At 72.0% G+C, this 24,318-nt stretch carries 26 protein-coding genes; 7 read left to right on the top strand and 19 right to left on the bottom strand.

Annotated elements, in window-relative coordinates:
• Window positions 1-2: 2 nt before the first annotated feature.
• Entirely contained in the window at window positions 3-1,850 is a 1,848-nt protein-coding gene (gene recQ, locus ACKUB9_RS01880; RefSeq protein ID WP_407518927.1) for a DNA helicase RecQ, read from the bottom strand.
• Window positions 1,851-1,952: 102 nt separating this feature from the next.
• Here recQ and ACKUB9_RS01885 point away from each other — a divergent pair, with 102 nt between their 5' ends.
• Both ACKUB9_RS01885 and ACKUB9_RS01890 read left to right on the top strand, forming a co-directional pair.
• Window positions 1,953-2,195: a type II toxin-antitoxin system VapB family antitoxin gene (locus tag ACKUB9_RS01885; protein WP_407518928.1), complete on the top strand. Its 243-nt coding sequence runs from the start codon at window positions 1,953-1,955 to the stop codon at window positions 2,193-2,195.
• Window positions 2,195-2,599, top strand: a complete 405-nt coding sequence (locus tag ACKUB9_RS01890; protein ID WP_407518930.1) for a type II toxin-antitoxin system VapC family toxin — start codon at window positions 2,195-2,197, stop codon at window positions 2,597-2,599. Before ACKUB9_RS01885 ends, ACKUB9_RS01890 begins: the two co-directional genes overlap by 1 nt.
• A 6-nt stretch (window positions 2,600-2,605) precedes the next feature.
• Here the strand turns inward: ACKUB9_RS01890 and recF are convergent, their stop codons facing one another.
• The 4 genes from recF to speB form a co-directional block, all read right to left on the bottom strand.
• Window positions 2,606-3,757, bottom strand: coding sequence for a DNA replication/repair protein RecF (recF, locus tag ACKUB9_RS01895; protein WP_407518932.1), 1,152 nt, complete (start codon window positions 3,755-3,757; stop codon window positions 2,606-2,608).
• A 606-nt stretch (window positions 3,758-4,363) separates the two neighbouring features.
• Window positions 4,364-5,485, bottom strand: coding sequence for a DNA polymerase III subunit beta (gene dnaN / locus ACKUB9_RS01900; RefSeq protein WP_407518934.1), 1,122 nt, complete (start codon window positions 5,483-5,485; stop codon window positions 4,364-4,366).
• Between the two features lie 163 nt (window positions 5,486-5,648).
• The gene (gene dnaA / locus ACKUB9_RS01905) at window positions 5,649-7,124 is read right to left on the bottom strand and encodes a chromosomal replication initiator protein DnaA (RefSeq protein ID WP_407518936.1); all 1,476 of its coding nucleotides are present in this window, start codon (window positions 7,122-7,124) and stop codon (window positions 5,649-5,651) included.
• Window positions 7,125-7,727: 603 nt separating this feature from the next.
• Window positions 7,728-8,729, bottom strand: coding sequence for an agmatinase (gene speB / locus ACKUB9_RS01910; RefSeq protein WP_407518937.1), 1,002 nt, complete (start codon window positions 8,727-8,729; stop codon window positions 7,728-7,730).
• 242 nt (window positions 8,730-8,971) lie between these two features.
• On the opposite strand from speB, the gene rpsT reads away from it, so the two are divergent.
• On the top strand, window positions 8,972-9,238 hold the full coding sequence (gene rpsT, locus ACKUB9_RS01915; protein ID WP_407518939.1) for a 30S ribosomal protein S20: 267 nt from the start codon (window positions 8,972-8,974) through the stop codon (window positions 9,236-9,238).
• A 368-nt stretch (window positions 9,239-9,606) separates the two neighbouring features.
• On the opposite strand, the gene ACKUB9_RS01920 is transcribed toward rpsT, so the two are convergent.
• The 13 genes from ACKUB9_RS01920 to scpA form a co-directional block, all read right to left on the bottom strand.
• On the bottom strand, window positions 9,607-9,915 hold the full coding sequence (locus ACKUB9_RS01920; protein ID WP_407518941.1) for a nitrile hydratase accessory protein: 309 nt from the start codon (window positions 9,913-9,915) through the stop codon (window positions 9,607-9,609).
• The gene (gene nthB, locus ACKUB9_RS01925; RefSeq protein ID WP_407518942.1) at window positions 9,912-10,586 is read right to left on the bottom strand and encodes a nitrile hydratase subunit beta; all 675 of its coding nucleotides are present in this window, start codon (window positions 10,584-10,586) and stop codon (window positions 9,912-9,914) included. The genes ACKUB9_RS01920 and nthB overlap by 4 nt, the downstream gene beginning before the upstream one ends.
• Window positions 10,583-11,227: a nitrile hydratase subunit alpha gene (gene nthA / locus ACKUB9_RS01930; protein ID WP_407518944.1), complete on the bottom strand. Its 645-nt coding sequence runs from the start codon at window positions 11,225-11,227 to the stop codon at window positions 10,583-10,585. Before nthA ends, nthB begins: the two co-directional genes overlap by 4 nt.
• Before the next feature lie 52 nt (window positions 11,228-11,279).
• Complete coding sequence (gene soxA, locus ACKUB9_RS01935; RefSeq protein WP_407518946.1) at window positions 11,280-12,041, bottom strand: sulfur oxidation c-type cytochrome SoxA; 762 nt, start codon at window positions 12,039-12,041, stop codon at window positions 11,280-11,282.
• Window positions 12,042-12,045: 4 nt separating this feature from the next.
• The gene (gene soxZ, locus ACKUB9_RS01940) at window positions 12,046-12,366 is read right to left on the bottom strand and encodes a thiosulfate oxidation carrier complex protein SoxZ (RefSeq protein WP_407518948.1); all 321 of its coding nucleotides are present in this window, start codon (window positions 12,364-12,366) and stop codon (window positions 12,046-12,048) included.
• Between the two features lie 5 nt (window positions 12,367-12,371).
• Complete coding sequence (locus ACKUB9_RS01945) at window positions 12,372-12,830, bottom strand: SoxY-related AACIE arm protein (protein ID WP_407519101.1); 459 nt, start codon at window positions 12,828-12,830, stop codon at window positions 12,372-12,374.
• The gene (soxX, locus tag ACKUB9_RS01950; protein ID WP_407518949.1) at window positions 12,830-13,285 is read right to left on the bottom strand and encodes a sulfur oxidation c-type cytochrome SoxX; all 456 of its coding nucleotides are present in this window, start codon (window positions 13,283-13,285) and stop codon (window positions 12,830-12,832) included. The genes ACKUB9_RS01945 and soxX overlap by 1 nt, the downstream gene beginning before the upstream one ends.
• A 293-nt stretch (window positions 13,286-13,578) precedes the next feature.
• Window positions 13,579-14,832, bottom strand: a complete 1,254-nt coding sequence (locus tag ACKUB9_RS01955; protein ID WP_407518951.1) for an FCSD flavin-binding domain-containing protein — start codon at window positions 14,830-14,832, stop codon at window positions 13,579-13,581.
• Window positions 14,829-15,119 carry a c-type cytochrome gene (locus ACKUB9_RS01960; protein ID WP_407518953.1) on the bottom strand — a complete coding sequence of 97 codons (291 nt, stop codon included), beginning with the start codon at window positions 15,117-15,119 and terminating at the stop codon, window positions 14,829-14,831. Before ACKUB9_RS01960 ends, ACKUB9_RS01955 begins: the two co-directional genes overlap by 4 nt.
• Window positions 15,116-17,293: a xanthine dehydrogenase family protein molybdopterin-binding subunit gene (locus tag ACKUB9_RS01965; RefSeq protein ID WP_407518954.1), complete on the bottom strand. Its 2,178-nt coding sequence runs from the start codon at window positions 17,291-17,293 to the stop codon at window positions 15,116-15,118. Before ACKUB9_RS01965 ends, ACKUB9_RS01960 begins: the two co-directional genes overlap by 4 nt.
• 11 nt (window positions 17,294-17,304) lie before the next feature.
• Window positions 17,305-17,772, bottom strand: coding sequence for a (2Fe-2S)-binding protein (locus ACKUB9_RS01970; RefSeq protein WP_407518955.1), 468 nt, complete (start codon window positions 17,770-17,772; stop codon window positions 17,305-17,307).
• Window positions 17,773-17,999: 227 nt separating this feature from the next.
• The gene (locus ACKUB9_RS01975; RefSeq protein ID WP_407518957.1) at window positions 18,000-18,239 is read right to left on the bottom strand and encodes a hypothetical protein; all 240 of its coding nucleotides are present in this window, start codon (window positions 18,237-18,239) and stop codon (window positions 18,000-18,002) included.
• Window positions 18,240-18,420: 181 nt separating this feature from the next.
• Window positions 18,421-20,610 (bottom strand): methylmalonyl-CoA mutase, encoded by a 2,190-nt coding sequence (scpA, locus tag ACKUB9_RS01980; RefSeq protein WP_407518958.1) that lies wholly within the window; start codon window positions 20,608-20,610, stop codon window positions 18,421-18,423.
• A 200-nt stretch (window positions 20,611-20,810) separates the two neighbouring features.
• Between scpA and ACKUB9_RS01985 the strand changes: the two genes are divergently transcribed.
• The 4 genes from ACKUB9_RS01985 to ACKUB9_RS02000 all read left to right on the top strand — a co-directional run bounded on the left by ACKUB9_RS01985 (window position 20,811) and on the right by ACKUB9_RS02000 (window position 23,934).
• Window positions 20,811-21,944: an acyltransferase family protein gene (locus tag ACKUB9_RS01985; protein ID WP_407518959.1), complete on the top strand. Its 1,134-nt coding sequence runs from the start codon at window positions 20,811-20,813 to the stop codon at window positions 21,942-21,944.
• Window positions 21,945-22,046: 102 nt separating this feature from the next.
• Entirely contained in the window at window positions 22,047-23,171 is a 1,125-nt protein-coding gene (locus ACKUB9_RS01990) for a S1C family serine protease (RefSeq protein ID WP_407518961.1), read from the top strand.
• Window positions 23,172-23,234: 63 nt separating this feature from the next.
• Window positions 23,235-23,492, top strand: a complete 258-nt coding sequence (locus tag ACKUB9_RS01995; RefSeq protein ID WP_407518963.1) for a hypothetical protein — start codon at window positions 23,235-23,237, stop codon at window positions 23,490-23,492.
• 91 nt (window positions 23,493-23,583) lie between these two features.
• Window positions 23,584-23,934: a hypothetical protein gene (locus ACKUB9_RS02000; RefSeq protein ID WP_407518965.1), complete on the top strand. Its 351-nt coding sequence runs from the start codon at window positions 23,584-23,586 to the stop codon at window positions 23,932-23,934.
• A 109-nt stretch (window positions 23,935-24,043) separates the two neighbouring features.
• Here ACKUB9_RS02000 and ACKUB9_RS02005 read toward each other — a convergent pair whose 3' ends face one another.
• Window positions 24,044-24,268, bottom strand: coding sequence for a hypothetical protein (locus tag ACKUB9_RS02005; RefSeq protein ID WP_407518967.1), 225 nt, complete (start codon window positions 24,266-24,268; stop codon window positions 24,044-24,046).
• Between the last annotated feature and the right edge of the window lie 50 nt (window positions 24,269-24,318).

The raw sequence follows: 24,318 nt of genomic DNA on the forward strand, positions 1-24,318 counted from the left end.
TCTCACCCCGCCCGCTTGCCCGCATCCGCCAGGAACTCCCCGATCGCCTGCGTGAAGGCCTCGCCGTAGGCCTCGCGCTTGCGCTCGCCGACGCCGTGCACCGAGCGCAGCGCCCAGAGATCCACCGGCTTGGCGCGCGCCATCTCGATCAGGGTGCGGTCGGGGAAGATCATGTAGGCGGCCACCCCCTCCTGGCGGGCGATCAGCGCGCGCAGGCCCCGCAGGTGCTGGAACAGCGCCTCGTCCTCGGGGGAGAGGCCCAGCGTGTCGTCGCGGTCCGCCGCCTTGCCGCGCCGCTCCTTGGGCGGGCGCGGCTCGGGATCGGGGCGCAGCTGCACGGTCTCGCGGCCGAAGAGGATCGCCTCGCCCTTCTCGGTCATGGCGAGGCCGCCGTAGCCGTCCGCGTTCTCCTGCACGGCACCGGCCGCGAAGAGTTGGCGCAGGATGGCGCGCCACGCCGTCACCGGCTTGTCGGCCCCGACCCCGAAGGTCTTGAGCCGGGCGTGGCCGTTGCGGCGGATCTGGTCGCTCTCCTTGCCGTGGACGAGGTCGCAGACATAGGCCGCGCCGAAGCGCTGGCCGGTGCGCACGATGGCCGAGAGCACCTTCTGGGCCGCCACCGTGCCGTCGATCAGCGGGACGCCGCCGCGGCAGAGGTCGCAGCGCCCGCACGGCCCGCTCGCCTCGCCGAAATAGGCCAGCAGCGACTGGCGGCGGCAGGAGGCGCCCTCGCACAGGGCGATCATCGCTTCGAGCTTGCGGCGCTCGACCCGGCGGCGCTCGTCCGGGATGTCCTTCTCGTCGATCTGGCGGCGGCGCAGCGCCATGTCGTCGAGGCCGTAGAGGGTGAGGGTGTCGGCCGGCAGCCCGTCGCGGCCCGCGCGGCCGATCTCCTGGTAATAACCCTCGACGTTGGAGGGCATGTCGGCGTGGCAGACGAAGCGCACGTCCGGCTTGTTGATGCCCATGCCGAAGGCGACGGTCGCCACCATGACCATCCCGTCCTCCTGCAGAAAGGCGTCCTGGTTGCGCATGCGCGTGCCCTGGTCGAGGCCGGCATGGTAGGGCAGGGCGTTGACGCCCTCCTCCTGCAGCACCTGGGCGAGCTGCTCGGTGCGCTTGCGCGAGGAGCAGTAGACGATGCCGCTCTCGGCCCGGCGCGGGCGCAGGAAGCGGCTGATCTGGCGCGTGGCGTGCTCCTTGGGCGCGAAGGTCAGGCGGATGTTCGGCCGGTCGAAGGAGTGGACGAAGATCTCGGGCTGGCGGCCGGCCGGAAACAGCCGCTCGGTGATGTCGGCCCGGGTCGCGGTGTCGGCGGTGGCGGTCAGCGCCACCATCTGCACGCCGCCCAGCGCCTCGCGGGCGCGGGCGAGATCGCGGTACTCGGGCCGGAAATCGTGGCCCCATTGCGAGACGCAATGCGCCTCGTCCACCGCGAGGCGGCGCACGCCCGCGCTCTTCAGGGCCTCGATCAGCCCCTCCATCAGCAGCCGCTCGGGCGAGACGAACAGGAGCCGCAGGGCGCCGGCCCGGATCTGGCGCCACGCCGCCTTGGCCTTCGCCTCGTCCACCGTGGAGTTGAGCGTCGCGGCGGCGACGCCGAAGCCCTGCATCTGCTGTACCTGGTCGTGCATCAGCGCGATCAGGGGCGAGACCACCACGGTGAGCGAGCCCTCGACCAGGGCCGGCAGCTGGTAGGTCATCGACTTGCCCGACCCCGTCGGCATCACCGCCAGCACGTCGCGCCCGTCGAGCACGGCCCCGATCACCTCGGCCTGGCCGGAGCGGAAATCCTCGTACCCGAAGGTGGTGCGGAGGGCGGCGCGGGCCTCGTCGAGGCGTGAGGTCATCGGATCCCTGCGGGTGCTGCGAATGGTTGCGGAGGCTTCGATCGTCTTGCGGCCGGCCCGTGGGAACGTTAGCTATCGTGCGTCTCTACGGACCGATCCGCCATGCCCCTGACGATCCGCGACGAGGAGGTTGATCGCCTCGCCGAGACGCTGGCGTCCGACGCGGGCGTGAGCAAGGCGGAAGCCGTGCGTATGGCGCTGGCGAACGAAATTCAACGCCGCGAACAGTCGCTCTCCGCCTTCCGCGCGCGGATCAAGCCGATGCAGGATGCCCTTGCGGCCGCACCCAGGACCGGCCTCAAGGCCGACAAGGCCTTCTTCGACGAGCTGAACGGCGAGCCCTGATGTTCATCGATGCCTCGGCGCTCGTGGCCATCCTGCTGCGCGAGGCGGGTCACGCCGATCTCGAGCAACGTCTGCATGATGCGTCCGTCCGGTTGACGAGCGGGATCGCCATCTTCGAGGCGGTCCAGGCGATCGCACGGGAAACGAGACTGCCGCTTCAAGACGTCCAGCGCCTGCTAAATGCCTTCATGAGCGAGGCCGGAATCGAGGTCGTTCCGATCGCCGGCGAGGAGACGCGATCGGCCCTGGATGCCTGCCAGCGTTTCGGAAAGGGCCGCGGCCATCCCGCCCGGCTCAACTTGGGGGATTGCTTCGCCTACGCCTGCGCCACGACGCGCGGCGTTCCCCTGCTCTTCGTCGGCAACGACTTCGTCCACACCGACGTCGCGCGGGGTCTGGCCTGAGGCCCCTCAGGCCGGCCCGATCGACCCGTCGCCGACCGCCACCACGTCGCCGCGCCCGCCCAGTTCCGCGAACAGAGCCGGGTCTGCGCCCGTCATCCAGACCTGTCCCGGCAGGGCCTCCAGGGCGTCGAACAGTCCGGCGCGGCGGCGCGGGTCGAGGTGGGCGGCGACCTCGTCGAGGAGGACGAGGGGCGGCAGGCCGCTCATCCCCGCGACCAAGCGGGCATGCGCCAGCACGAGGCCGATCAGCAGCGCCTTCTGCTCGCCCGTCGAGGCGGTGCCGGCGGGCACGTCCTTGGGGCCGTGGCGCACGAGGAGGTCCGAGGCCTGGGGACCGGCGAGCGTGCGGCCGGCGGCCCGATCGCGAAGACGGTTCTGGCGCAGGGTCAGGCGGAAGCGGTCCTCCGCATCGACAGCGGGCCAGACCGCCACGAGGTCGTCAATGTCGCCGTCGAGCCGCACGCCGGCCCAGGGGAAGGGCGAGGCCTCGTCCCGGGTGTCGAGGATCAGCCGGTCGAGGCGCTCCACCGTCTCGCGGCGCGCCAGCGCCACCGCGATGGCGAGTTCCGCCACCTCGCGCTCCACCGCGTCGAGCCAGGGGCCGTCGTCCGGCCGCTCCTCCAGGAGCCGGTTGCGCGAGCGCAGGGCCCGCTCCATCGCGCTCACCCGGGCGCCGTGGCCGGCATCGACCGCCAGCACCAGCCGGTCGAGGAAGCGGCGCCGGTCGCCGGCCGGGCCGCGAAAGAGCGCGTCGAGGTCGGGGGTGAGCCAGACCACCCGCAGGTGTTCGGCGAAGGCGGTCGGGGAGGGGGCGCTCGCCCCGTCGATGCGGCAGAGGCGGCCGCCCCGCGCCTCCTCGCGGCTCTGCGGCGGCTCCCAGGCGGTGCCGACCCGGTGCTCCCCGTGCGGTCCGCTCAGGGTCAGCGAGACCGCGAAGCCCCCCGTGCCGCCCTCGCGGGCCATCGTCGAGAAATCCGCCCGGCGCAGGCCGCGCCCCGGCGCGAACAGCGAGAGCGCTTCGAGGATGTTGGTCTTGCCCGCCCCGTTCTCCCCGGCGAGCGCCACGAACCGGCGCCCGACGCCGAGGTCGAGCGCGGCGTGGTTGCGGAAGTCGCGGGCGATGAGGCGCGTGACGCGCAAGGGGTCCAGGGCGGCCATGGGCGTTGAGCCACCCAATCACTCGTCATCCGGGATGGTTGCAAGATCCCGTGCGCCATGCACCACGCGATCGATCGCCACGGCGTCGTCGAGGACGCGGTAGAGGATCGGGGAGGAGCCGAGCACGCTCATGGATTCAGTCGCGGGCACCGCGGGGAACCCCTCTCCCGTGCGGGCAGGGCAATCGCATATGGGAATTTTGTTCTCTCGGGCGTGAGCTGGTCGCAGACTTTTCGAGGGAACACCCCGCTGAAAAGAGTGGAAATTCCTCTTGGCATGGCGGAGCGAGAGAACGCCATTTCCATATGCGATTGCCCTGCCCGTGCGGGAGAGGGGCAGGGGATCGAAGATCCCGCGTGAGGGTCCAGGTGGAGCCGCAGTGAAACTCTGAGTGTGGTGAGGGGAGCGGAAGGATTCAGGCTGATCCACGACCCATCGTGCTGGCCGCGGCAGCGTTCCGCCTTCTTGCGGCTCCCTTCCCGGACCCTCATCCCTGCCCTTCTCCCGCACGGGAGAAGGGTTCCCCGCGCCTGATGATTGCCGGCGTCGCTCCCGGACCTGCGTCCTGCTTCGTCCGCCTGAGATGCCTCACGCCGCTGGCCGCGGTCACACCCGCATCGGCATCAGCACGTAGAGGGCCGGCGCGTCGTCCTTGTCCTGAATCAGCGTCGGGGAGCCGGGGTCGGCGAGGCGGAAGAGGGCGGTGTCGCCGTCGAGCTGCGCCGTGATGTCGAGGAGGTAGCGGGCGTTGAAGCCGATATCGAGCGGCGTCGCCTCGTAGTCGACGTCCAGCTCCTCGGTGGCGCTGCCGGAATCCGGGTTGTTGACCGACAGGGAGAGCCGTCCGCCGTTCATCGCGAGCTTCACGGCCCGGCCGCGCTCGGAGGAGATGGTCGAGACGCGGTCGACCGCCTTGGCGAACTGCTCGCGCTCGACCGTCAGGCGCTTGTCGTTCCCGGTCGGGATGACGCGCTGGTAGTCCGGGAAGGTGCCGTCGATGAGCTTCGAGATCAGGGTGACGCCGGTCGAGAAGCTGAACCGCACCTTGGCGGACGAGATCTCGATCCCGACGCTGTCGCCGCCGTCCTCCACGAGCTTCTGGATCTCGGCCACGGCCTTGCGCGGCACGATGATGCCCGGCAGGCCCTCGCTGCCCTCGGGGGCCGGCATCTCGACGCGCGCGAGGCGATGCCCGTCGGTGGCGACCGCGCGCAGCTTCAGCCCGCCCTCGGCCTCGATGGTGTGGAAGAAGATGCCGTTGAGGTAGTAGCGGGTCTCCTCGGTGGAGATCGCGAACTGGGTCTTGTCGATCAGCTTCTTCAGCTCGGCGGCTTGGAGCTGGAAGCGGTGCGGGAGTTCGCCCGCCGCGAGGTCGGGGAAGTCCGTCTCCGGCAGGGCGCCCAGGGTGAAGCGCGAGCGGCCGGAGCGGATCTGCATCTGGTTGGTGTCGCCGCTCGTCTCCAGGGAGACCTGGGCGCCGTCCGGCAGCTTGCGCACGATGTCGTAGATGACGTGGGCCGGCACCGTGGTGGCGCCGCCGTCGGCCACGTCGGCCGGGATCGTCTCGGTCACTTCGATGTCGAGGTCGGTGGCCTTGAGCTGCAGGCCCTCCGGGCTCGACCGCAGCAGCACGTTCGACAGGATCGGGATCGTGTTGCGCCGTTCCACGACGCGGTGCATGTGGCCGAGCGACCGAAGGAGGGCCGCGCGCTCGACTGTCACTCTCATGGGGGTGGTCCGCCGTCCTCAACCGTCCGGCCGTCCGGCCGGCGCCGCATCTCTCCCGTGCCCCGCACGGACCGGAACATTGGCGAAGCCGCACCCGTAAGGCAAGCCGGGGCCCCGGCGGCCTCCCGTGGAGAACCGCCCGAACCCCAGGGACAACGGTGGATCAGTCCTGCAGCATGCGCTTGAGGAGTTCGACCTCGTCGCTCAGGGCCGCATCCTCGCCGATCGCCTTCTCGATCTTGCGCACCGCGTGCAGTACCGTGGTGTGATCGCGCCCGCCGAAGCGGCGGCCGATCTCGGGCAGCGAGCGGAGCGTGAGCACCTTCGAGAGGTACATGGCGATCTGGCGCGGCTTGACCACGGCGGCGGTGCGCCGCTCCGAGAGGATGTCGGAGCGCGAGACGTTGTAGCGGCTCGCCACCAGCTTCTGGATGTCCTCGATCTTGACGCGCTTGGGCTCGCGGTTCTTGACGAGGTCGCGGATCGCCGTCTCGGCGGTCTCCAGGGTCACCGGGGCACCGGTGAGCGTCGCGTGGGCGAGGAGCCGGTTGACCGCCCCTTCGAGATCGCGCCCGTTCGCGGTGATCGCCTTGGCGACGTACTCGGCCACCGCCGGGCTCACCTCGAAGGCCGGGTGCGTGGCGCGCACCGCCTCCAGGCGCGATTGCAGGATGGTGGCGCGCAAAGCCTCGTCGAGGGTGCCGATCTCGACCACGAGACCGCCCGCGAGGCGCGAGCGCACGCGCTCGTCCAGGCTCTCCAGCTCGGTCGGCGGCCGGTCGGCGGCGGCCACCACCTGGCGCCCGGCATCGATCAGCGCGTTCAGCGTGTGGCCGAACTCCGCCTGGATCGAGCGGCCCTGGATGAACTGCACGTCGTCGAGGATCAGGACGTCGATGGCGCGCAGGCGCTCCTTGAAGGCCAGCGCGTTCTGGGTCTTCAGGGCGTTGACGAAGCCGTACATGAAGCGGTCGGCGGTGAGGTAGATCACCCGCCGGCCCTGGCTCTTGGCGGCGTGGCCGATCCCGTGCAGCAGGTGCGTCTTGCCCAGGCCGACGCCCGCGTGGAAGTAGAGCGGGTTGTAGAGGGGCGTGCTGCCCTCGTGCCCGGCCACGCGCTCGGCCGCCGCGTGCGCCAGCGCGTTCGAGCGCCCGACCACGAAGCTCTCGAAGGTCAGGCGCGGGTCGAGGGGGGCGCCGCTGAGATCCGCGGCTCCCTCGGCGCGTCCGGCGCGCTCGGGCTCGTGCGCCTCCATGGGCGGAGACGCCACCGGCGGGCGCAGGGACGCGGCCGGCTTGACGACGGCGACCGGGGCCCGCGGCTGTGCCATCGGCCCGCGCACGCCGACCTCGATGCTCTCGATGCCCTCCGCCTCGCTGCGGAAGTTGGCCAGCACCCGGTCGAGGTAATGGGACTCGATCCAGCTCTTGAGAAACCGGGTCGGGACCGTCAGCCGCGCGACGTCGCCCGTCACGTCCTGCAGTTCGAGGCGGGCGAACCAGCTCGCGAAAATGTCCTCGCCGAGTTCCGCCCGCAGGCGGCGCTTCACCCGCTGCCACGCCGCCGCATACTCGCTGCCGCCGCCGCTGCCGCTCCTGCCCGGATCGACCCCTTCTGCCAAGCTGCCGTCCACACGCATGATGGGTCCTCTCTCGGACCGCCCGCGGCTGCCCGCCTGCGGCCCGTACGCCGATACGCAACTCCCGACATGTCCCACTTCGAACCATGTCGGTCCTGGTTCAGGGCGCGGAGTCAACTACCCCCGGCGCCATCCCCGGCTTCCCCACGGGTCTATCAACAAGAAGTCTCGTTTCCCTTAAGGGCCGCTCCGCCCCGACATCCCGACGAATCATCGCTTGCGCGACCGCTCGCTCGGGCACGACTCGTCCTGCGGCGGCCCGCGGGCCGACGAGTCGGGTCGTGACTTGCGAATGTCGAAGGCAGGATCCGCCGGACGGCGAACCTCCGGAACGTTACGCTTTCCTGGTGAAGCTTCGCAACAGCGAGGCTTGGCCGGATGGTTAAGGAAGCGTTGAGGCCTCGCGCGGCCCACCGCCCGCGCACAGCTTGTCCCGGCCCAAGGCATTGGCGGCGCGCGATCTTCGCCGAGCCTGCGGAATCCGGCGCGGTCCCGCCGCCGGGGGACCGGCGGATGTCGAGAACGGGGAGCGTGCCGGGGATACGGCGGTGGACAGCGCCCGGGGAGCCCCGCGGGGCTTGACTCCCGGAAGGGCGCCGCCCCTCAGCCCTGCCCGGCGCGTCGGGCGCGGGCTTCCGCCAGCAGGCAGAGGAGTTCGAAGGCGATCGTCGCGCCGACCAGTGCGGTGGTGCCGCTGGGATCGAGGGGCGGGGCCACCTCCACGACGTCGGCCCCGATCAGGTCGAGCCCGCGCAGGGCGCGCACGAGGAAGAGCGCCTCGCGCGAGGTGAAGCCGCCGATCTCCGGCGTGCCGGTGCCGGGCGCGAAGGCGGGATCGAGGGCATCGATGTCGAAGCTGAGATAGGTCGGCCCCGATCCGACGATGGAGCGGGCCTCCGTGATCACGGCGGGCAGTCCCTGGGCGATCACGTTCTCCATCTCGATGATCCGGATGCCCTGGTCGAGCGCCCAGCGGCGCTCGTCGCGGGCGTAGAGCGTGCCGCGGATGCCGATCTGCACCGTGCGCCTGGGGTCGAGCACCCCGTCCTCGATCGCCCGGCGGAAGGGGGTGCCGTGGGTGAGGCGGGCGCCGCCGAAATAGCTGTCCGCCGTGTCGCTGTGGGCATCGACGTGGATCAGGCCCACCGGCGCCTGCGCCCCGACCACCCGCAGCAGCGGGTAGGTGACGAGGTGGTCGCCGCCGATGGCGAGCATCGTCATGCCGGCGGCGTGGAGCGGGCCGGCGAAGGCCTCGATGCGGGCCAGCGTGTCGGCCACGTCCACCGGATTGACCGGCACGTCGCCGAGATCCGCGCAGGCGCACAGCTCGTAGGGCGAGATGCCGGTGGCGTGATTGACGAGGCGCATCAGCGCCGATTGCTCGCGCACGCCGCGCGGCCCGAGCCGGGCGCCCGGCCGGTTGGTGGTGGCGCTGTCGAGCGGGATGCCGAACAGCCCGATCTCGACGCCGTCCCCGACCGCCGCGGCGGGCTCCCGCACGGGCAGGCGCATCAGGCTCGCGAGGCCGGCGAAGCGCGGCATCACCATGCCGGAGAGCGGCTGGAACCGCGCGAGTCGCGCCTGACGGGTGGAATCCTCGCTCATGCCGGACCTCTCTCCTGCGTGCCGCTGCTCGGCCAGTCCTAACGGTGCGGCGCACCGATGAGGAGTCGTGCGGGCGATTGCCCCGACGAGCCGCGTTGACGCTGCCCGGCGCCGCCGCTATAGCAGGCGCCTCGCGGACCCGCCGGCTCGCCCCGGCGGGGTTCCTGTGCTTTCAGCATCATGCCACGCGACGTCGTCCCGGTCCGATCGGGTCATCGCGCAATCGAGAATGAGGAAGACCGATGGCCAACACCACGTCGGCCAAGAAGATGACCCGCAAGATCGCCAAGCGCACGGCGATCAACCGCTCGCGCCGCAGCCGCATGCGCACCTTCATGCGCAAGGTCGAGGAGGCGATCGCCTCCGGCGACGCCGCCAGCGCCCAGGCGGCCCTGTCCGCCGCGCAGCCGGAGATCATGCGCGCGTCGCAGAAGGGCATCGTGCACAAGAACACGGCCTCCCGGAAGGTCTCGCGCCTCGCCGCGCGGGTGAAGGCCCTCCAGGCGTAAGCCGACCCTCGCTTCGGCGACGGGATCGAGCCCGGCCTCGCGCCGGGCTTTTTTCGTGCGCGCGGGCCGTCTGGGGTTGGCCTCATCCGTCACGACCGGGTGCCGATCGAGCTCGGGGAACCCCTCTCCCGTGCGGGAGAGGGGCAGGGGTGAGGGTCCCAGGAGGGTGCCGCAAGAAGGCGGGACGTAGCCGCTACCTGCACTGAGGCTGATTTCCGAAGCTGAACCGTTCCGCTCCCCTCACGATGCCCTCAGCTTCACTGCGGCTCCCTCCCGGGACCCTCATGTGGGATCTTCGATCCCCATGCCCTTCTCCCGCACGGGAGAAGGGTTCCCCGCGCTTGATGAGAGACGAACTGGACCCCGTGTCACGGCCCCGGATCGTTCGCCAGCGCGATCGGCTCGCCGTGGGGCGTCGCCGCCGCGGCGCGCGCGAAGGCGGCCTGCCGGTCGACCAGGGCATGGGCCGTGGTGACGCCGCGCGCGGCCACGAGCCGCTCAATCGTCTCCAGCCACAGGGCGTAATCCGCCGGCCGGTCGCCCTCGCGGCCGGCCTGTCCGAGCGCCTGCGCCCACTCGCTCCACGTGAACAGGCCGCGATCGTGCAGCGCCACGACCATCGCGAAGGTCTGGGCCTCCCAGGGTGCCGCGAAGGCCGGCGGCTCCTCCGGCCTCATGCGGCGCGTCCGCGCGCGGGTTCGAGGTAGCTCTCGAAGGCGTTGACCGAGACCGCGAGCCCCGGCTCGGCATCCTCGCCCCACAGCTCCACGCCCGCGAAGCGCACCGTGTAGAGCCATTGCGGCGCCTCACCGGCGAAATGCGCGTTCGAATCCGGAAAGATGAAGGTGCCGTGCACCCGCTCCACCACGCCGGTGCGCCCGCGAACGTAGCGCGGCAGCCGGGTGTGGCCGGGCGGGTTGATGGTCTTGGCCGTCACCTCGTCGCCCACCGCGAAGCGGGCCTGGGCCGGGCCGGGGCGGTCGCTCGGGAAGCCGCGGGCGAAGAGCGGCGCCACCTCCTCGGCCTGGAGCACGCGGGCGACCGGAGCGGGCGGCGTCAGCGCGGCGCCCGCCGTCAGTTCGCCCTCCGTCACGAGGCCGTGCTGGACCACCTGCTTCTCCAGTGCCCGGAACCAGATCCGGTAGTAGCTGGAGGTGAGGTACTCGCCGGGCGGCAGCGATTCGCGCGCGGCCCGGCTCGCGTCGAGGTTCCACGTGCCGGTGAGCCCCATCGCCATCGCCATCGCGAAGACGCGCCGCTCCCAGGGCGCGTGGAACCAGGGCTCGTCCGCCTCGAAGCCGACCGGCCCGAAGCCCTGCATGCCGCCGAGATCCTGCCCGCCGTTCATGAGCGCACCACTTGGTCGGGGGAGAGGGGAAGCCCGGTGCCGATCATGGCGTCGCGGGTGACGAGGTCGGCGAGTGCGGCCTCGTCGAGGTGGTCCGTGCCGGCCGGGCGCATCGGCAGGACCATGTAGCGGAGTTCCGCGGTCGAATCCCAGACGCGCAGGCGCGTCGTCTCGGGCAGCGTGACGCCGAACTCGGCCAGCACGCCGCGCGGGTCGATCACCGCCCGGGAGCGATAGGGCGGCGACTTGTACCAGACCGGCGGCAGGCCGAGCACCGGCCAGGGATAGCAGGAGCAGAGCGTGCAGACGACGAGGTTGTGCTCCTCGGGGCTGTTGGCCACCACCACCATGTGCTCGCCGCCCCGGCCGCCGAAGCCGAGCTCGCGGATCGCCGCCGTCGCGTCGTCGAGGAGCCGCGCCCGGTAGGCTGGATCGACCCAGGCCCGGGCCACGACCTGCGCGCCGTTGCGCGGGCCGATCTTCGACTCGTAGGTCTCGATCAGCGCGTCGAGGGCGGCCGGATCGACGTAGCCCTTCTCGACGAGGATCGATTCGAGGGCCCGCACCCGAAGGTCCATCGGCGAGAGCTCGCTGCCGTGGTGGTGCTCGTGGTCGTGATCGTGGTGGTGGTCGTGCGCCATGCCGTCTCTCCCGAAGTGAAGGATTAGACCGCCGCGCGCGGGGCGTCACCCGTCACGGCCGCACGGCCGGGGCCTCGACCGGCAATCCCGCCGCGCGCCGCATCAGGTGGAGTTCGAGGGCGACGTATTCGGGCGCGCCGAACGGGTAGGGCTCGGCCCGCATCCCGGTGAGGCAGTTGCGCAGGCGGCGCTGGAGCGAGCCGAGATCCTGCCATTCGAGCCGGTAGAGCGGGTAGCCGTTGGGGTGGCCCTGCGGGATCGTGCTCGCGCCGAGGCGCCGGCCCCAGAGCCCGTCGTGGCAATTCGCGCAGGAGAGGTCGAGCTGGCCGGTGCGCCGGGTGAACAGGCGCTCGCCCTCCGCCCGGGCCGGATCAAGCCGGGAATCGGCCGGCGGCGCCACCGGCAGGCCGCGCGCCTGCGCCGCCACAGCCGCCGTCAGCGCGAGGAGCGGGCGGCTCTCGGCGGAGAAGGGATCGGCCCCCTGGTGGCGCGTGCGGCACAGGTTGATCCGGCCCTGGAGGTCGACCGGGCGAGCCGTGGCCTCGTCCCAGGCCGGATAGCGCGCCGCGACCCCGCGCATCGCCGTGATCCCACCGTGGCAGCCGGCGCAGGCGGGCCGGCCTGTAAGCGGAGCCGTCGCCCAGGCCTCCTCCCCGTCGCCGACCCAGAGCAGGCCTGGATTGGCGGCCTCGTCCGTCTGCATGGCGCGCAGTTCCGGCGTCATCTGGTCGAAGCCGGAGCGCCGCTCGCCGGGCGCGATCTCGGCCGCCGCAGGCGCTGCCAGCAGCAGCGCGACGAAAACGGCGCGGCGCACGGCCTCAGGTCACCGTCAGGACGGCGCTCTCCGTCTGCGCGAATCCGTTGTCGCCGGTCCAGGTGAAGGTGAAGGTGCCGCTGCGCTCGGCCACCGTGGTGAAGGTCAGGTAGGGATTGGCGGAGGTGGCCGGGAAGAACTCGGCCCGAAACACCTCCTCGCCCTCGAAGCGGCAGACGAATTCCGTGATGATGTCGCGCGGAACGAGCCGGCCCTCGGGGCCGGGGCGGTAGCCCGTCTCCATCGGGTGCGAGATCAGCGTCTTGACCTCGATCACCGCGCCGGCCTTGGCGGTCTTGGGCAGGTTGATCAGGGTGCGGGCCATGCGCCTCAGCCCTCCACGCAGGCGGCGAGCGTCACGATCGCGTCGGCGGTCGCGGACCAGTAGCTGCCGTCGCTCATCTCGGCGATCGCCGTCACGGTCTGGGTGTCGGCGAGACGGATGCGGGTGGTGATCGCGGCGCGCCCGGCCTTGGGGCCGAGATGGACCGTGATCACGTTCGGCTGCGGGTTCTTGTCGTTGAACACCGCGATGCGGCGCACGAAGTCGGTGGCCGACATCGGCGAGTCCACGCTCACGGCGAGCGGCACCGCGTTGCCGTTCTCGACCAGCGGCGGCAGGTCGAGATGGACCCGGCCCGGCCGGATCTCGGCCTCGCCCGCGAAGCGCCGGATCGCCGCGGCGGTGGGCTCGCGCGGCGGGCGCGCGACGGCGAAGGCCCGCAGCGGCGCCAGGGCGATCAGCCCCGCGCCGCCGGCCAGCAGCCTGCGCCGGTCGGGTGTCCAGATCATCGACCCTCCCATCGGCCCTCCCGTCGGTCCTCTTCGCCCCGCAGCGTCGCGAGATACGCCACGACGTCCTCGATCTCGCCGGCCTCCAGGATCGGCCGGTCGCGCCACGCCGGCCCGACCCGGGTCAGGCCGTCCGTGCGGTAATACGAGGGCATCACGGTCGCCGGATTCAAGGCGCGGCCGTCCACGAGCCGCAGCCGCAGCTGGCCCGGCGAGAGCCGCGCCCCCACGCCCGCGAGGCTCGGCCCGATGTCGCCCTCCGGCCGCGCGCCCAGGCCCGCGTGGCAGAGGGTGCACAGGCCCTTGCGCGCATCGGTGGCGATGGCCCGGCCGCGGGCGGGGTCGCCGGCCTGCCCCGCGAGGGGAGCCGGAATGGCGTCTCCCTCGACCGTGTAGGGAGAGAGCGCGGGGAGCAGGATGAGGAGGGGGGCCGCGAGGGCGATCCTTCTCACGGTCCGCGCCGGGCCGGTGGTCGTGGGCGGCGCGGGGAACCCCTCTCCCGTGCGGGAGAGGGGCAGGGGATCGAAGATCCCGCGTGAGGGTCCCGGGAGGGTGCCGCAGGAAGACGCGTCGCTGCCGCTACCAGCACCACGGTCAGTGTTTGGAGCTGAACCGTTCCGCTCCCCGCACGACGGACCCAGCTTCACTGCGGCCCCACCTGGACCCTCACCCCTACCCCTCTCCCGCACGGGAGAGGGGATCCCGGGGGTCTCAAGTCGGTTGCTGCGAATGCAGAATTGGGCCGTCACCCGAACACGTCCGCCGTGATGGTCCGGTACCACGCCTCCGCGTAGGCGGCCTCGTCCCGGCGGGTCTCCATCGGGGCGTCGAGGGGGCTGGTGCCGCCCGCGCCCTCGATGTCGGCCAGCATGCCGTTGGCCGGCCGGTAGACCCCCGCCACCGAGATGCCGTAGCCGGGCGCGACGAGGCTGTAGCAGGTGTTGATGAGCTTCGGCGTCACCGGCGCGCGGCCGGCGAGCAGGTCGGCGACCGCCTCTGCGCAGACCTTCGCCTGGGCGTTGGCCGAGAAGGCGGATTTCGGCATCGCGCCTCCGATGCAGGCATCGCCGATGACGTGGATGCCCGGCACCAGCCGCGACTCGAACGTCACCGGATCGATCGGGCACCAGCCGGTGCGGTCGGCCACGCCGGCGGCCGTCGCGATCGGTGCGGCGCGCTGGGGCGGGATGATGCAGGCGAGCGCCGCCTTCACCTCCGAGAAATCGGTGCGGACCGTCATCGTCGCCGGATCGACCTCCGTCACCTGCCCGCCCGCCGCCAGCGGCACGTATTCGAGGTGGTCGGGATAAAGATCCTTCCAGGCCGCCTCGAACAGCTTCTGCTTGGAAAAAGTGTCCTTGGCGTCGAGCACGATGAGCTTGGAACGGGGTTTTCGCGTCTTGAGGACGTGCGCGATCAGGCTCGCCCGCTCGTAGGGGCCGGGCGGGCAGCGATAGGGGTTGGCCGGCACCGACAGCACCACCGTGCCGCCGTCCGGCAGGTCCGCGAGGCGCCGCGCCAGCAGTTCCGTCTGCGCCCCGGCCTTCCAGGCATGCGGCATCACCTCGGCCGCGGCCTCGTCGTAGCCGGGGATCGCGTCGAAGCGCAGCGCGATGCCGGGGGAGAGGATCAGGCGGTCGTAGGGGAGCCGGCTGCCGTCCGCGAGCGCCACCGTCCGCGCCCCGCCGTCGATCCCGGTCGCGACCGCGTGCACCACCGCGACGCCGCTCGCGCGCAGGCCCTCGTAGCCGAAGCGCTGCGCCGACAGCGGCTGGAGGCCGGCGATCACCTCGTTGCTGAACGGGCAGGCGGTGTAGGTGGTCTCGGCCTCCACCAGCGTCACGGCGAGGCCCGCGCGGTGCAGGGCACGGGCCGCCGAGGCGCCGCCGAAGCCGCCGCCCACCACGACGACGCGCCCGCGCGCACCCTGGCCCAAGGCCGGCGCGGCGGCGAGGCCCGCGAGGGCGCCGAGGAGCGCGCGGCGGCTCGGCCCGCTCACGGGGCGGCCTGCTGTTCGAGGTAGGCCGCGATGGCCCGGCTCTCCGCCTCGGTGAAGCCCCTGGCGATCCGGGTCATCACGGTGGCCGGGCGCTCGCCCGACCGGTAGGCGGCGAGCGCGGCGGCGGTGTCCGCCGCCGGGCGGCCGGTGAGCGGCGCGAAGGCACCCTCGCCGTGCGCCCCGTGGCAGCCTGTGCAGGAGGAGGCACCCGGCGGCGCGCGGACGGTCTCGGCCGCGGCGGGCGCCGCGCCGAGCCCGAGGAGCGCGAGGACGAGAAAGCTCCTCACGCGCGGCGCAGGTCCGCGTTCCTGAGCGGCATCTGCCGCACCCGCTTGCCGGTGGCGGCGAAGACCGCGTTCAGCACCGCGGGCGCCGCCACCGCGATGGTCGGCTCGCCCACCCCGCCGATGAAGCCGCCGGAGGGCACCAGCACGGTCTCGACCGCCGGCATGTCGTCGAGGCGCATCACCGGATAGGTGTCGAAGTTCGCCTGCTCGATCCGCCCGTCCTTGACCGTGCAGGCGCCGTAGAGGGCGGCCGAGAGGCCGTACACGAACGAGCCCTCGACCTGCGCCTCGATCTGCTGCGGGTTGATGGCGACGCCCGGGTCGGTGGCCGCGACGATGCGGTGGATCTTCACCTTGCCGTCCTGTGCCACCGACACCTCGGCGGCGCCCGCCACGTAGCTGCCGAAGCCCATGATCTGGGCGAGGCCGCGGTGGATGCCCGCGGGCGGCTTGCGGTCCCAGCCGATCCGCTCGGCCGCGGCGTTCAGCACCGCGAGGTGCTTGGGGTGGTTGGCCATCAGCTTGCGCCGGAAGGCGAGGGGATCCTGGCCGGCCGCGTGCGCCACCTCGTCGAGGAAGCATTCGAGGTAGATGGCGTTGGGGTTGGTGTTCACGCCCCGCCAGAAGCCCGGGATGATGGGCGGGTTGCGCATGGCGTGGTCGATGAGGAGGTTCGGGATCGTGTAGCCGATCGCCGCCTCCGCCCCGCTCGGGTTGAGGCCCTGGAAGGTCACCGGGTCCTTGCCGTCCGGCCCGAGCCGGCCCGGCAGGATCGTCGCCAGGATCGACTGGCCGGAGATGCGCATCTGCAGGCCGGTGAGGTTGCCGTCCCGGTCGAGGGCGGCGCGCATGCGGCACTGCGTGACCGGGTGGTACCGGCCATGCGTCATGTCCTCCTCGCGGGTCCAGATCAGCTTGACCGGCGTACCGGGCATCTCGCGGGCGATCAGGACGGCCTGTCGCACCCAGTCGTGGGTGGCGCCGCGGCGCCCGAAGCCGCCGCCGAGATGGATCTTGTAGACCTCGCACTGGCGCGGGGAGAGGCCGGCCGCCTCGGCGGTGGCGGCGAGCGCCGCCTCGCCGTTCTGGGTCGGGGTCCAGACCTCGCAGCGCTCCGGCGTCCAGCGCGCCGTCGCGTTCATCGGCTCCATGGTGGCGTGGTTCTGGAACGGGTAGGCGTAGGTGGCCTCCACCACCTTGGCGGCGTCCCGCAAGGCCGCCTGCACGTCGCCGGCCTTGTTGCCGACGAAGGCCTCCTGGGCGTCGAGCCCCTCCGCGAGCATCGCCGCGATGGTCTGGCTCGACACGGCCGCGTTCGGGCCCTCGTCCCAGACGACCGGCAGCGCGTCGAGGGCGGTCTTGGCGCGCCAGAAGGTGTCGGCGACCACCGCCACGCCGGTCTCGCCGACCTGCACCACCTTCTTCACGCCGGGCATGCCCGAGACGGCCGCCGCGTCGAAGCTCTTCACCTTGCCGCCCGTCACCGGGCAGTCGCGGATCGCGGCGTTGAGCATGCCGTCGAGCGTCAGGTCCATGCCGTAGATCTGGCTGCCGTCGAGCTTCGGCAGCGTGTCGAGGCGCTTCACCGACTGGCCCGCCACCGTCCAGTCCTTCGGATCCTTCAGGGGCGGATCCTTCGGCGGCTCCAGCGTGGCGGCGAGCGCCGCCATTTGGCCGTAGGTGGTGCTGCGCCCGGAGGCCGGATGGCTGATGACGCTTTTCTCGGCCCGGCAGGCGGAGGGCTCCACGCCCCACTCCCTGGCGGCCGCCGCGACCAGCATCATGCGGGCGGCGGCACCCCCCTTGCGCACCGCGACGTAGGATTCGCGGATGCCGCGGCTGCCGCCGGTGGAGAAATCGCCCCAGACGCGGTTGCGCGCGAGGTTCTCGCCCGGCGTCGGATACTCGGTCGTCACCTTCGACCAGTCGCAGGCGAGTTCCTCGGCGACGAGTTGGGCGAGGCCCGTGAGCGTGCCCTGGCCCATCTCGGAGCGGGCGATGCGGATCACCACCGTGTCGTCGGGGCGCACCACCACCCAGGCGTTGACCTCGGGGGTGCCGGGGGCGGCCTCGGCGTCGAGGGGCACGTGGAAGCCGAGGCTGAAGGCGCCCGCGGCGACGGCGGAGCCGGCCAGGAAGCCGCGGCGGGAGAGGGCGGGACGGGTCGTCGTCATGGCTCTCCTCCTTAGCCGCGGCCGACCTCGCCGCCTTCGGCGGCGAGCTTGATGCCGGCGAGCACCCGGTTGTAGGTGCCGCAGCGGCAGATGTTGGTGATCTCCTGGCGGATCTCCTGCTCGCTCGGCTTCGGGTTCTGGGCCAGGAGCGCCGCCGAGGCCATGATCATGCCCGACTGGCAGAAGCCGCATTGCGGCACGTCGAGGGCCGCCCAGGCCTTCTGCACCGGATGCGAGCGGTCGGGGCTCAGGCCCTCGATCGTCACGATCTTCTGCTCGGCGCTCACCGAGGAGACCGGCATGGAGCAGGAGCGCACGGCCTGCCCGTCGATATGCACCGTGCAGGCGCCGCATTGCGCGATGCCGCAGCCGTACTTGGTGCCGGTCAGCCCGGCCTGCTCGCGGATGACCCAGAGAAGCGGCGTGTCGGGCTCAGCCTCGACCTCGCGCACGGACCCGTTGATGGTCAGCTTGATCATGCTGGATCGCCCCCGCTCGGACGCGCGGGGAACCCGCGCCGGGATCAGGTCGGCCGAAACGAGGAAACCCGGCGGGAGGGCCGCCGGGGGTTCGGCCGCTCGGATACGAGCGGAAAAACTAGGCCGAGCGGCAGCGCTGTCAATTGACGGATGCGCGAGCGGCTTGTGCAGTTGGAGGTTGAGCAGACGGCTCCTTCACCGGCGATCGGCGCCGGCGTGCGCCCGCCTCAGCGGATCGTCGTGACGGTGGCGACCGAGGCCGTGTCCAGGCTCGGCTGCTGCGACGGATGGATGCCCCAGTAGGCGCGGCCCGCCGTGATGAGCAGCGCGAGGCTCCAGAACGCCGCGATGGCGATCCGGCGGGCACGCCGGTCCCCCGGCCCGGCCGCGGGGCAGGGCGCGGTCACGGACGGTTCGCCGAAGGGATCGAAGGCCGGCGTCCGGGACGAGGGGAAGGGCGTGGTCATGCGGGGAATGTCGCGTCCTGGCGCCCCGCGATCAATGGATGCGTCTTTCGAAGTTATGCCCGGATGGAGAAGCGCCTTCTCTCCCGAAAAGCGAAAGGGGAAGTTCCTTCCCGGGGCTCCGGAATCCGCTCCCGACGCCGGGCGGGGGCCCGGATTCGGGCCCCGATCCGGCGCCGTCCGCCTACTCGGCGGCTTCGCGGGCGGCGTAGCCGAGGCGCTGGTTGAGTTCGGCGATCAGCGTCACGGCGGCCTCGGCGATGACGGTGCCGGGCGGGAAGATCGCCGAGGCGCCCGCCTGCCGCAGCGCCTCGAAGTCGCCCGGCGGGATCACCCCGCCCACCACGATCATCACGTCGGGCCGCCCGGCCTCGGTCAGCGCCCGCTTCAGCTCCGGCACCAGCGTCAGGTGGCCGGCCGCCAGCGACGAGACGCCGACGATGTGCACGTCGTTCTCCACCGCCTGCCGCGCCGCCTCCTCGGGCGTGGCGAAGAGCGGCCCGATATCGACGTCGAAGCCGAGATCCGCGAAGGCCGAGGCGATCACCTTCTGGCCGCGGTCGTGCCCGTCCTGACCCATCTTGGCGACGAGGATGCGGGGCCGTCGGCCATCGGCCTCCTCGAACGCCTCGACGAGGCCCCGCACCCGCTCGACCGCTCCCGACATGCCGCCCATCTCCCGCTTGTAGACGCCCGAGATCGAGCGGATCTCGGCCTGGTGCCGGCCCCAGGAGCGCTCCAGCGCCGCCGAGATCTCGCCCACCGTCGCCTTGGCCCGCGCCGCCTCGACGGCGAGCGCCAGCAGGTTGCCGCTCCCGCCCGCGGCCTGCGTCAGTGCGTCGAGGGCGGCTGCGACCGCGCCCTCGTCCCGCTCGGCCCGCAGGCGCTTCAGCTTGTCGATCTGCAGCGAACGCACGTTGCCGTTGTCGACGCGCAGGAGGTCGATCGGCCGGTCGCCGTCCGGCTTGAACTTGTTGACGCCCACGATGGTCTGCTGGCCGGAATCGATCCGCGCCTGGGTGCGGGCCGCCGCCTCCTCGATGCGCAGCTTCGGGATGCCGGCCTCGATCGCCTTCGCCATGCCGCCGAGCGCCTCGACCTCCCGGATGTGCTCCCAGGCGCGGGCCGCCAGGTCGCGGGTCAGGCGCTCGACGTAGTAGGAGCCGCCCCAGGGATCGATGATCCGCATGGTGCCGCTCTCCTGTTGCAGGAAGAGCTGGGTGTTGCGGGCGATGCGGGCCGAGAAATCGGTGGGGAGCGCCAGCGCCTCGTCGAGCGCGTTGGTGTGGAGCGACTGCGTTCCGCCCTGCGTCGCCGCCATCGCCTCGACGCAGGTGCGCGTCACGTTGTTGAACACGTCCTGCGCGGTGAGCGACCAGCCGCTGGTCTGCGAGTGGGTGCGCAGCGCCAGCGATTTCTCGGATTTCGGCGAGAAATCCTTCACGAGCTTGGCCCAGAGCAGGCGCGCGGCCCGCATCTTCGCCACCTCCATGAAGAAGTTCATGCCGATCGCCCAGAAGAACGACAGGCGCGGGGCGAACTTGTCGATGGTCAGTCCGGCGGCGAGCCCGGCCCGGATGTACTCGACGCCGTCCGCGAGCGTGTAGGCGAGTTCGAGGTCCTGCGTCGCCCCGGCCTCCTGCATGTGGTAGCCGGAGATGGAGATCGAGTTGAACTTCGGCATGTGGGCCGAGGTGTAGCCGAAGATGTCCGAGATGATCCGCATCGACCCGGCCGGCGGGTAGATGTAGGTGTTGCGGACCATGAATTCTTTCAGGATGTCGTTCTGGATCGTGCCGGCGAGCTTTTCCGGCGGCACGCCCTGCTCCTCGGCCGCCACGATGTAGAGGGCCAGGATCGGCAGCACCGCGCCGTTCATGGTCATCGACACGGTCATCTGGTCGAGGGGGATCCCCGAGAACAGCGTGCGCATGTCGTAGATCGAGTCGATCGCCACGCCCGCCATGCCGACATCGCCCGACACGCGGGGATGGTCGGAATCGTAGCCGCGATGGGTGGCGAGGTCGAAGGCCACCGAGAGGCCCTTCTGGCCGGCCGCGAGGTTGCGCCGGTAGAAGGCGTTGGAATCCTCGGCCGTGGAGAAACCGGCATATTGCCGGATGGTCCAGGGCTGGGTGACGTACATGGTCGGGTAGGGGCCGCGCAGGAAGGGCGCGATGCCCGGATAGGTGTCGAGGAAGTCGAGGCCCTCGCGGTCGGCCGGGCCGTAGGTGCCCTTCACCGGGATGCCCTCGGGCGTCATCCAGGGCTCGGCCGTGCCGGCCGCCGGAGCGGAGGGCACCGGCGCGAACGCGATGCCGGCGAAATCCGGAATCCGGCTGGCGGTGCGACGGGGCTCCGTGTCGCGGGTCATGGCCTGTGACTCATCGTTGGCGTCGTTGGCCTCAGTATAGGCACGGGCTCCCGCCGACGCCATTGCGCGGGTCCTGGCCATAAGGTGGCACGGGAGGCGCGCCGGGAAAGGCGCCGCGGGTTCCTGCGCAGCCGCCACGCATGGTCCGCCGGAGGCGCGCGTGGGAGCCTCGCGGGACAACCGCCGAGACCAGCCCAGCGATGACCGACCTCGTCTACCGCCCGTTCGGGGCCTTCCGCCTGGGGCTCGCGATCCTGGTGGTGCAGCAGCATTTCCTCGCCAACCTCGCCCCGGAGGGCTTGAGCGCCGCGGCGCAGCCCTACGAGGTGGGCAGCCTCGCGGTGCTGGTCTTCTTCGCCCTGTCGGGCTTCGTGATCTGCGAGGCGGCGGACCGGGTCTATGCCGGACGGCCGGGCGCCTTCCTGGCAAACCGCCTGCTGCGGATCGTGCCGCTCTTCGTGGCCGCCACCCTCGCGACCATCGCGGTCTGCTGGCTCTTCGCGGTCCTGGGCACGCTGCGCCTCGACCGGGCCGGGGAGGGCCTGCCCGAGCACGCCTTCGCGGCCCGCAACCTCGCGGTCAATCTGCTCGGCTTCGTGCCGTTCTCGAACGTCGCGATGAGTTTCAAGTTCGTCTCGATCGCCTGGGCGGTGCGGCTGGAGATGCTGTTCTACGCCGCAATGGCCGGGGCGCTGGCCCTCGCGTGGCTGGGGATGCGCCTCGGCCGGGAGCGCTGGACGCTGGCGCGCACGAGTCTGGCCGTCGCGCTCGCCACCGCGCCGCTGTTCGGGCTCGCCATGCTGCGGCGGGCGCCCGAGACCTTCACCCTCGCCCCCTATTTCTGGTTCGGGGGCGCCCTGTACTTCGCGCTCGGCACCCGGAGCCGCGTCGCGGGCGCCGCGGTCGCCCTGTCGCTCGCGGCGATCGTGTGGGAGTTCACGGCGCGCGCGCCGCACCATCCCGGCCTCGGCTTCGAGCGGGCAGCCGGCATCCAGGTCGGGATGCTGCTCGCGATGCTGGCCGCGATCGCGATCCTGGCGCGGTGCCGCCTCGCCGGCTTGCTCGCCCCCTTGCGGCGGATCGACCGCGCCCTCGGTGACCTGACCTACGCGCTCTACCTGTCGCACCTCGCCGTGATGGTGCTGGTGCTCTCGGCGACGAGCGGCTTCACGCTCACGGGCTACCTCACCGGCCTCGCCCTGAGCCTGCCGGTGGCGGTCGGGCTTCACGCCCTGATCGAGCCGGCGGTCAGCCGCGCCAGGGACGCGATCCGGGGCGGGCGCCTCCCGCGCGTGCCCGGCCGGGAGCCCAGGCGGGCGCTCCAGCCGTCCTGACCCCTCGGCGGCAGCGGATCGGCGCGCCCGGCGTTGAAGGCGTGAGGCGGCTGCCCAGTTTCAGGCATGCACCTCACGCCCATGCTTTCGGAGTTTCGCGTCGTGCCGGATCGGTTCCTGCGAGGGGCGCTCGTCGCCGCCCTCGTGCTGCTCGCCCTGTTCGTGGCCCAGCCCTACGTCACCGGCCTCCTCTACTCGGTGGAACAGCCGCGGGCCATCACCCCGCGCGGCGACCTCGCGCCGGCCGAATCCTCGACCGTGGCGCTGTTCGAGCGCGCCGCGCCCTCGGTGGTCTACGTCTTCGCGCGCCGCGCGCCGCGCGCCCAGGACCTGATGCGGGATCCCTACAGCGGCCAGGGCGAGCAGGGCGGGGGCGACCAGACCGGCACCGGCTTCGTCTGGGACGCGGCCGGCCACATCGTCACGAACAACCACGTCATCCAGGGCGGCGGCGAGATCTCGGTGCGGCTCTCGACCGGCGAGACCGTGCCGGCGACGGTGGTCGGGACCGCGCCGAACTACGACCTCGCGGTGCTCAAGCTCGGGCGGGTGAGCAAGATGCCGCCGCCGATCGCCATCGGCTCCTCGGCGGACCTGAAGGTCGGGCAATCCGTCTACGCCATCGGCAACCCGTTCGGCCTCGACCACACGCTCACCACCGGCGTCATCAGCGCCCTGCAGCGGCGGCTGCCCACCGCCGAGGGGCGGGAGCTCTCGGGCGTCATCCAGACCGACGCGGCGATCAACCCGGGCAATTCGGGCGGGCCGCTGCTCGACTCGGCCGGCCGGGTGATCGGGGTCAACACCGCGATCTTCTCGCCCTCGGGCGCCAGCGCGGGCATCGGCTTCGCGGTGCCGATCGACGTGGTGAACCGGGTGGTGCCGGACCTGATCCGCACCGGCCGCACGCCGACGCCGGGCATCGGCATCGTGGCGGCGCAGGAGGAGGCGGCCGCCCAACTCGGCATCGACGGCGTCGTGGTGGTGCGGGTGGTGCGGGGCTCGCCAGCGGCTGCCGCCGGCCTGCGCGGCCTCGACCCGACGACCGGGGACATCGGCGACATCATCGTCGGGGCGAACGGCCGGCCGGTGCACCGGCTGGCCGACCTCACGGCGGTGATCCAGGCGGCCGGCGTCGGCCAGACCGTCGAACTCACCATCCTGCGCGACGGGCGCATGCGCACCCTCCAGGTCACGACGGCGGATATGGGCCAGCAGCGGCAGTGACGGGTTTCGCCGCTTGGCGCCGGGCGGCGCCCGGGCGTATGCTCGGCCCGGAGGATTTCCGCCATGAAATGCCTGCTTCCGCTGGCGGCCCTGCTCGTCGCCGCGGCCCCCGCCGCGGCCGGCGAGCGCGCGCCGCGCCCCCGCCTGTGCCCGCAGGACGCGCCGCCCGGCGTGCGCCTGCCGGACCGCCCCGAATGCCGCGCGGCCGAGGCCCGCGCGGTGCGGGCGGCCGAGCGCCCGGCCCCCGGCTTCATCAATCTCGGCAGCGGCACGCAGGTGCGCATCGGCGGCCGGGCCGCCTTCGAGGCCGGCACCCGCTGAGCGGCCCGTGCGCTGCCGCACCGCGCGGCCGGCGTCCCGGAACCTCCCCTGGGCCTCCTGCATTCGACAGGAGGCGAGACGGGAGAGCGCCATGATCCTTGCAGCCTGCGAAGGCCGTCAATGGCAGTACGAGATCGCGGATCACGCGGATGGCTACGTCGTCCTGATGCGTGATCTGGCGACCGGGGACGTCGATGCGGAGTTCGTCACGGTCTTCCGCACCATGCCGGTGGCGCTGGCCTTCGCGCAGATGTCGGCCGCCTTCGACCGTTTCGCGAGCGCCGAGGAGGACGACGAGGCGGAGGAAGCGGCCGATCTCGAAGATTGCGAGCGCGCCTTCATCGACCTCAGCAGCCGCCTGCACGATGGCGGCACCATGGGCAGCACGATCGAGGCCTGGGAGGTCCAGCGCGCGGGAGAACCGCGCCGCGCACTGCATTGAACGTCTCAGCGGCCTCGCGCCGACGCAAGGCCGCTGAGGTTCTCCGTCATCCTCTTGAACTGTCGCAGGGCCTCGGCGCCGGATCGGCAGCCACTGCCGCGAAATCTGCTTATCTCTTGCGGGCCTTGCGGGGCGGCGGAGCAGCACGGGCGGCTTCCGCCTCCGCGGCTTCCTTCACCAGGCGCATGGCTTTCAGGCGGGCCATGTTCTCGTCCCGGTGCCGGTTGGCCTTGTCCAGGTCGGACCACGCATCGGCTGCGGCCGCAGCCTGCATTCGCGCACGCGCCGCCCGGGTTTCCGCCCGGTCGCGGGCCGCGCTGTCTACTCCGGTCATCCTCGGCCTTTCGGCGGTCGGCTCCTCCGGACGTCCACGCTACCACGCCG

The organism is Methylobacterium oryzisoli, from assembly GCF_046557895.1.
In the GTDB taxonomy this organism is placed as follows: Bacteria; Pseudomonadota; Alphaproteobacteria; order Rhizobiales; family Beijerinckiaceae; genus Methylobacterium; species Methylobacterium oryzisoli.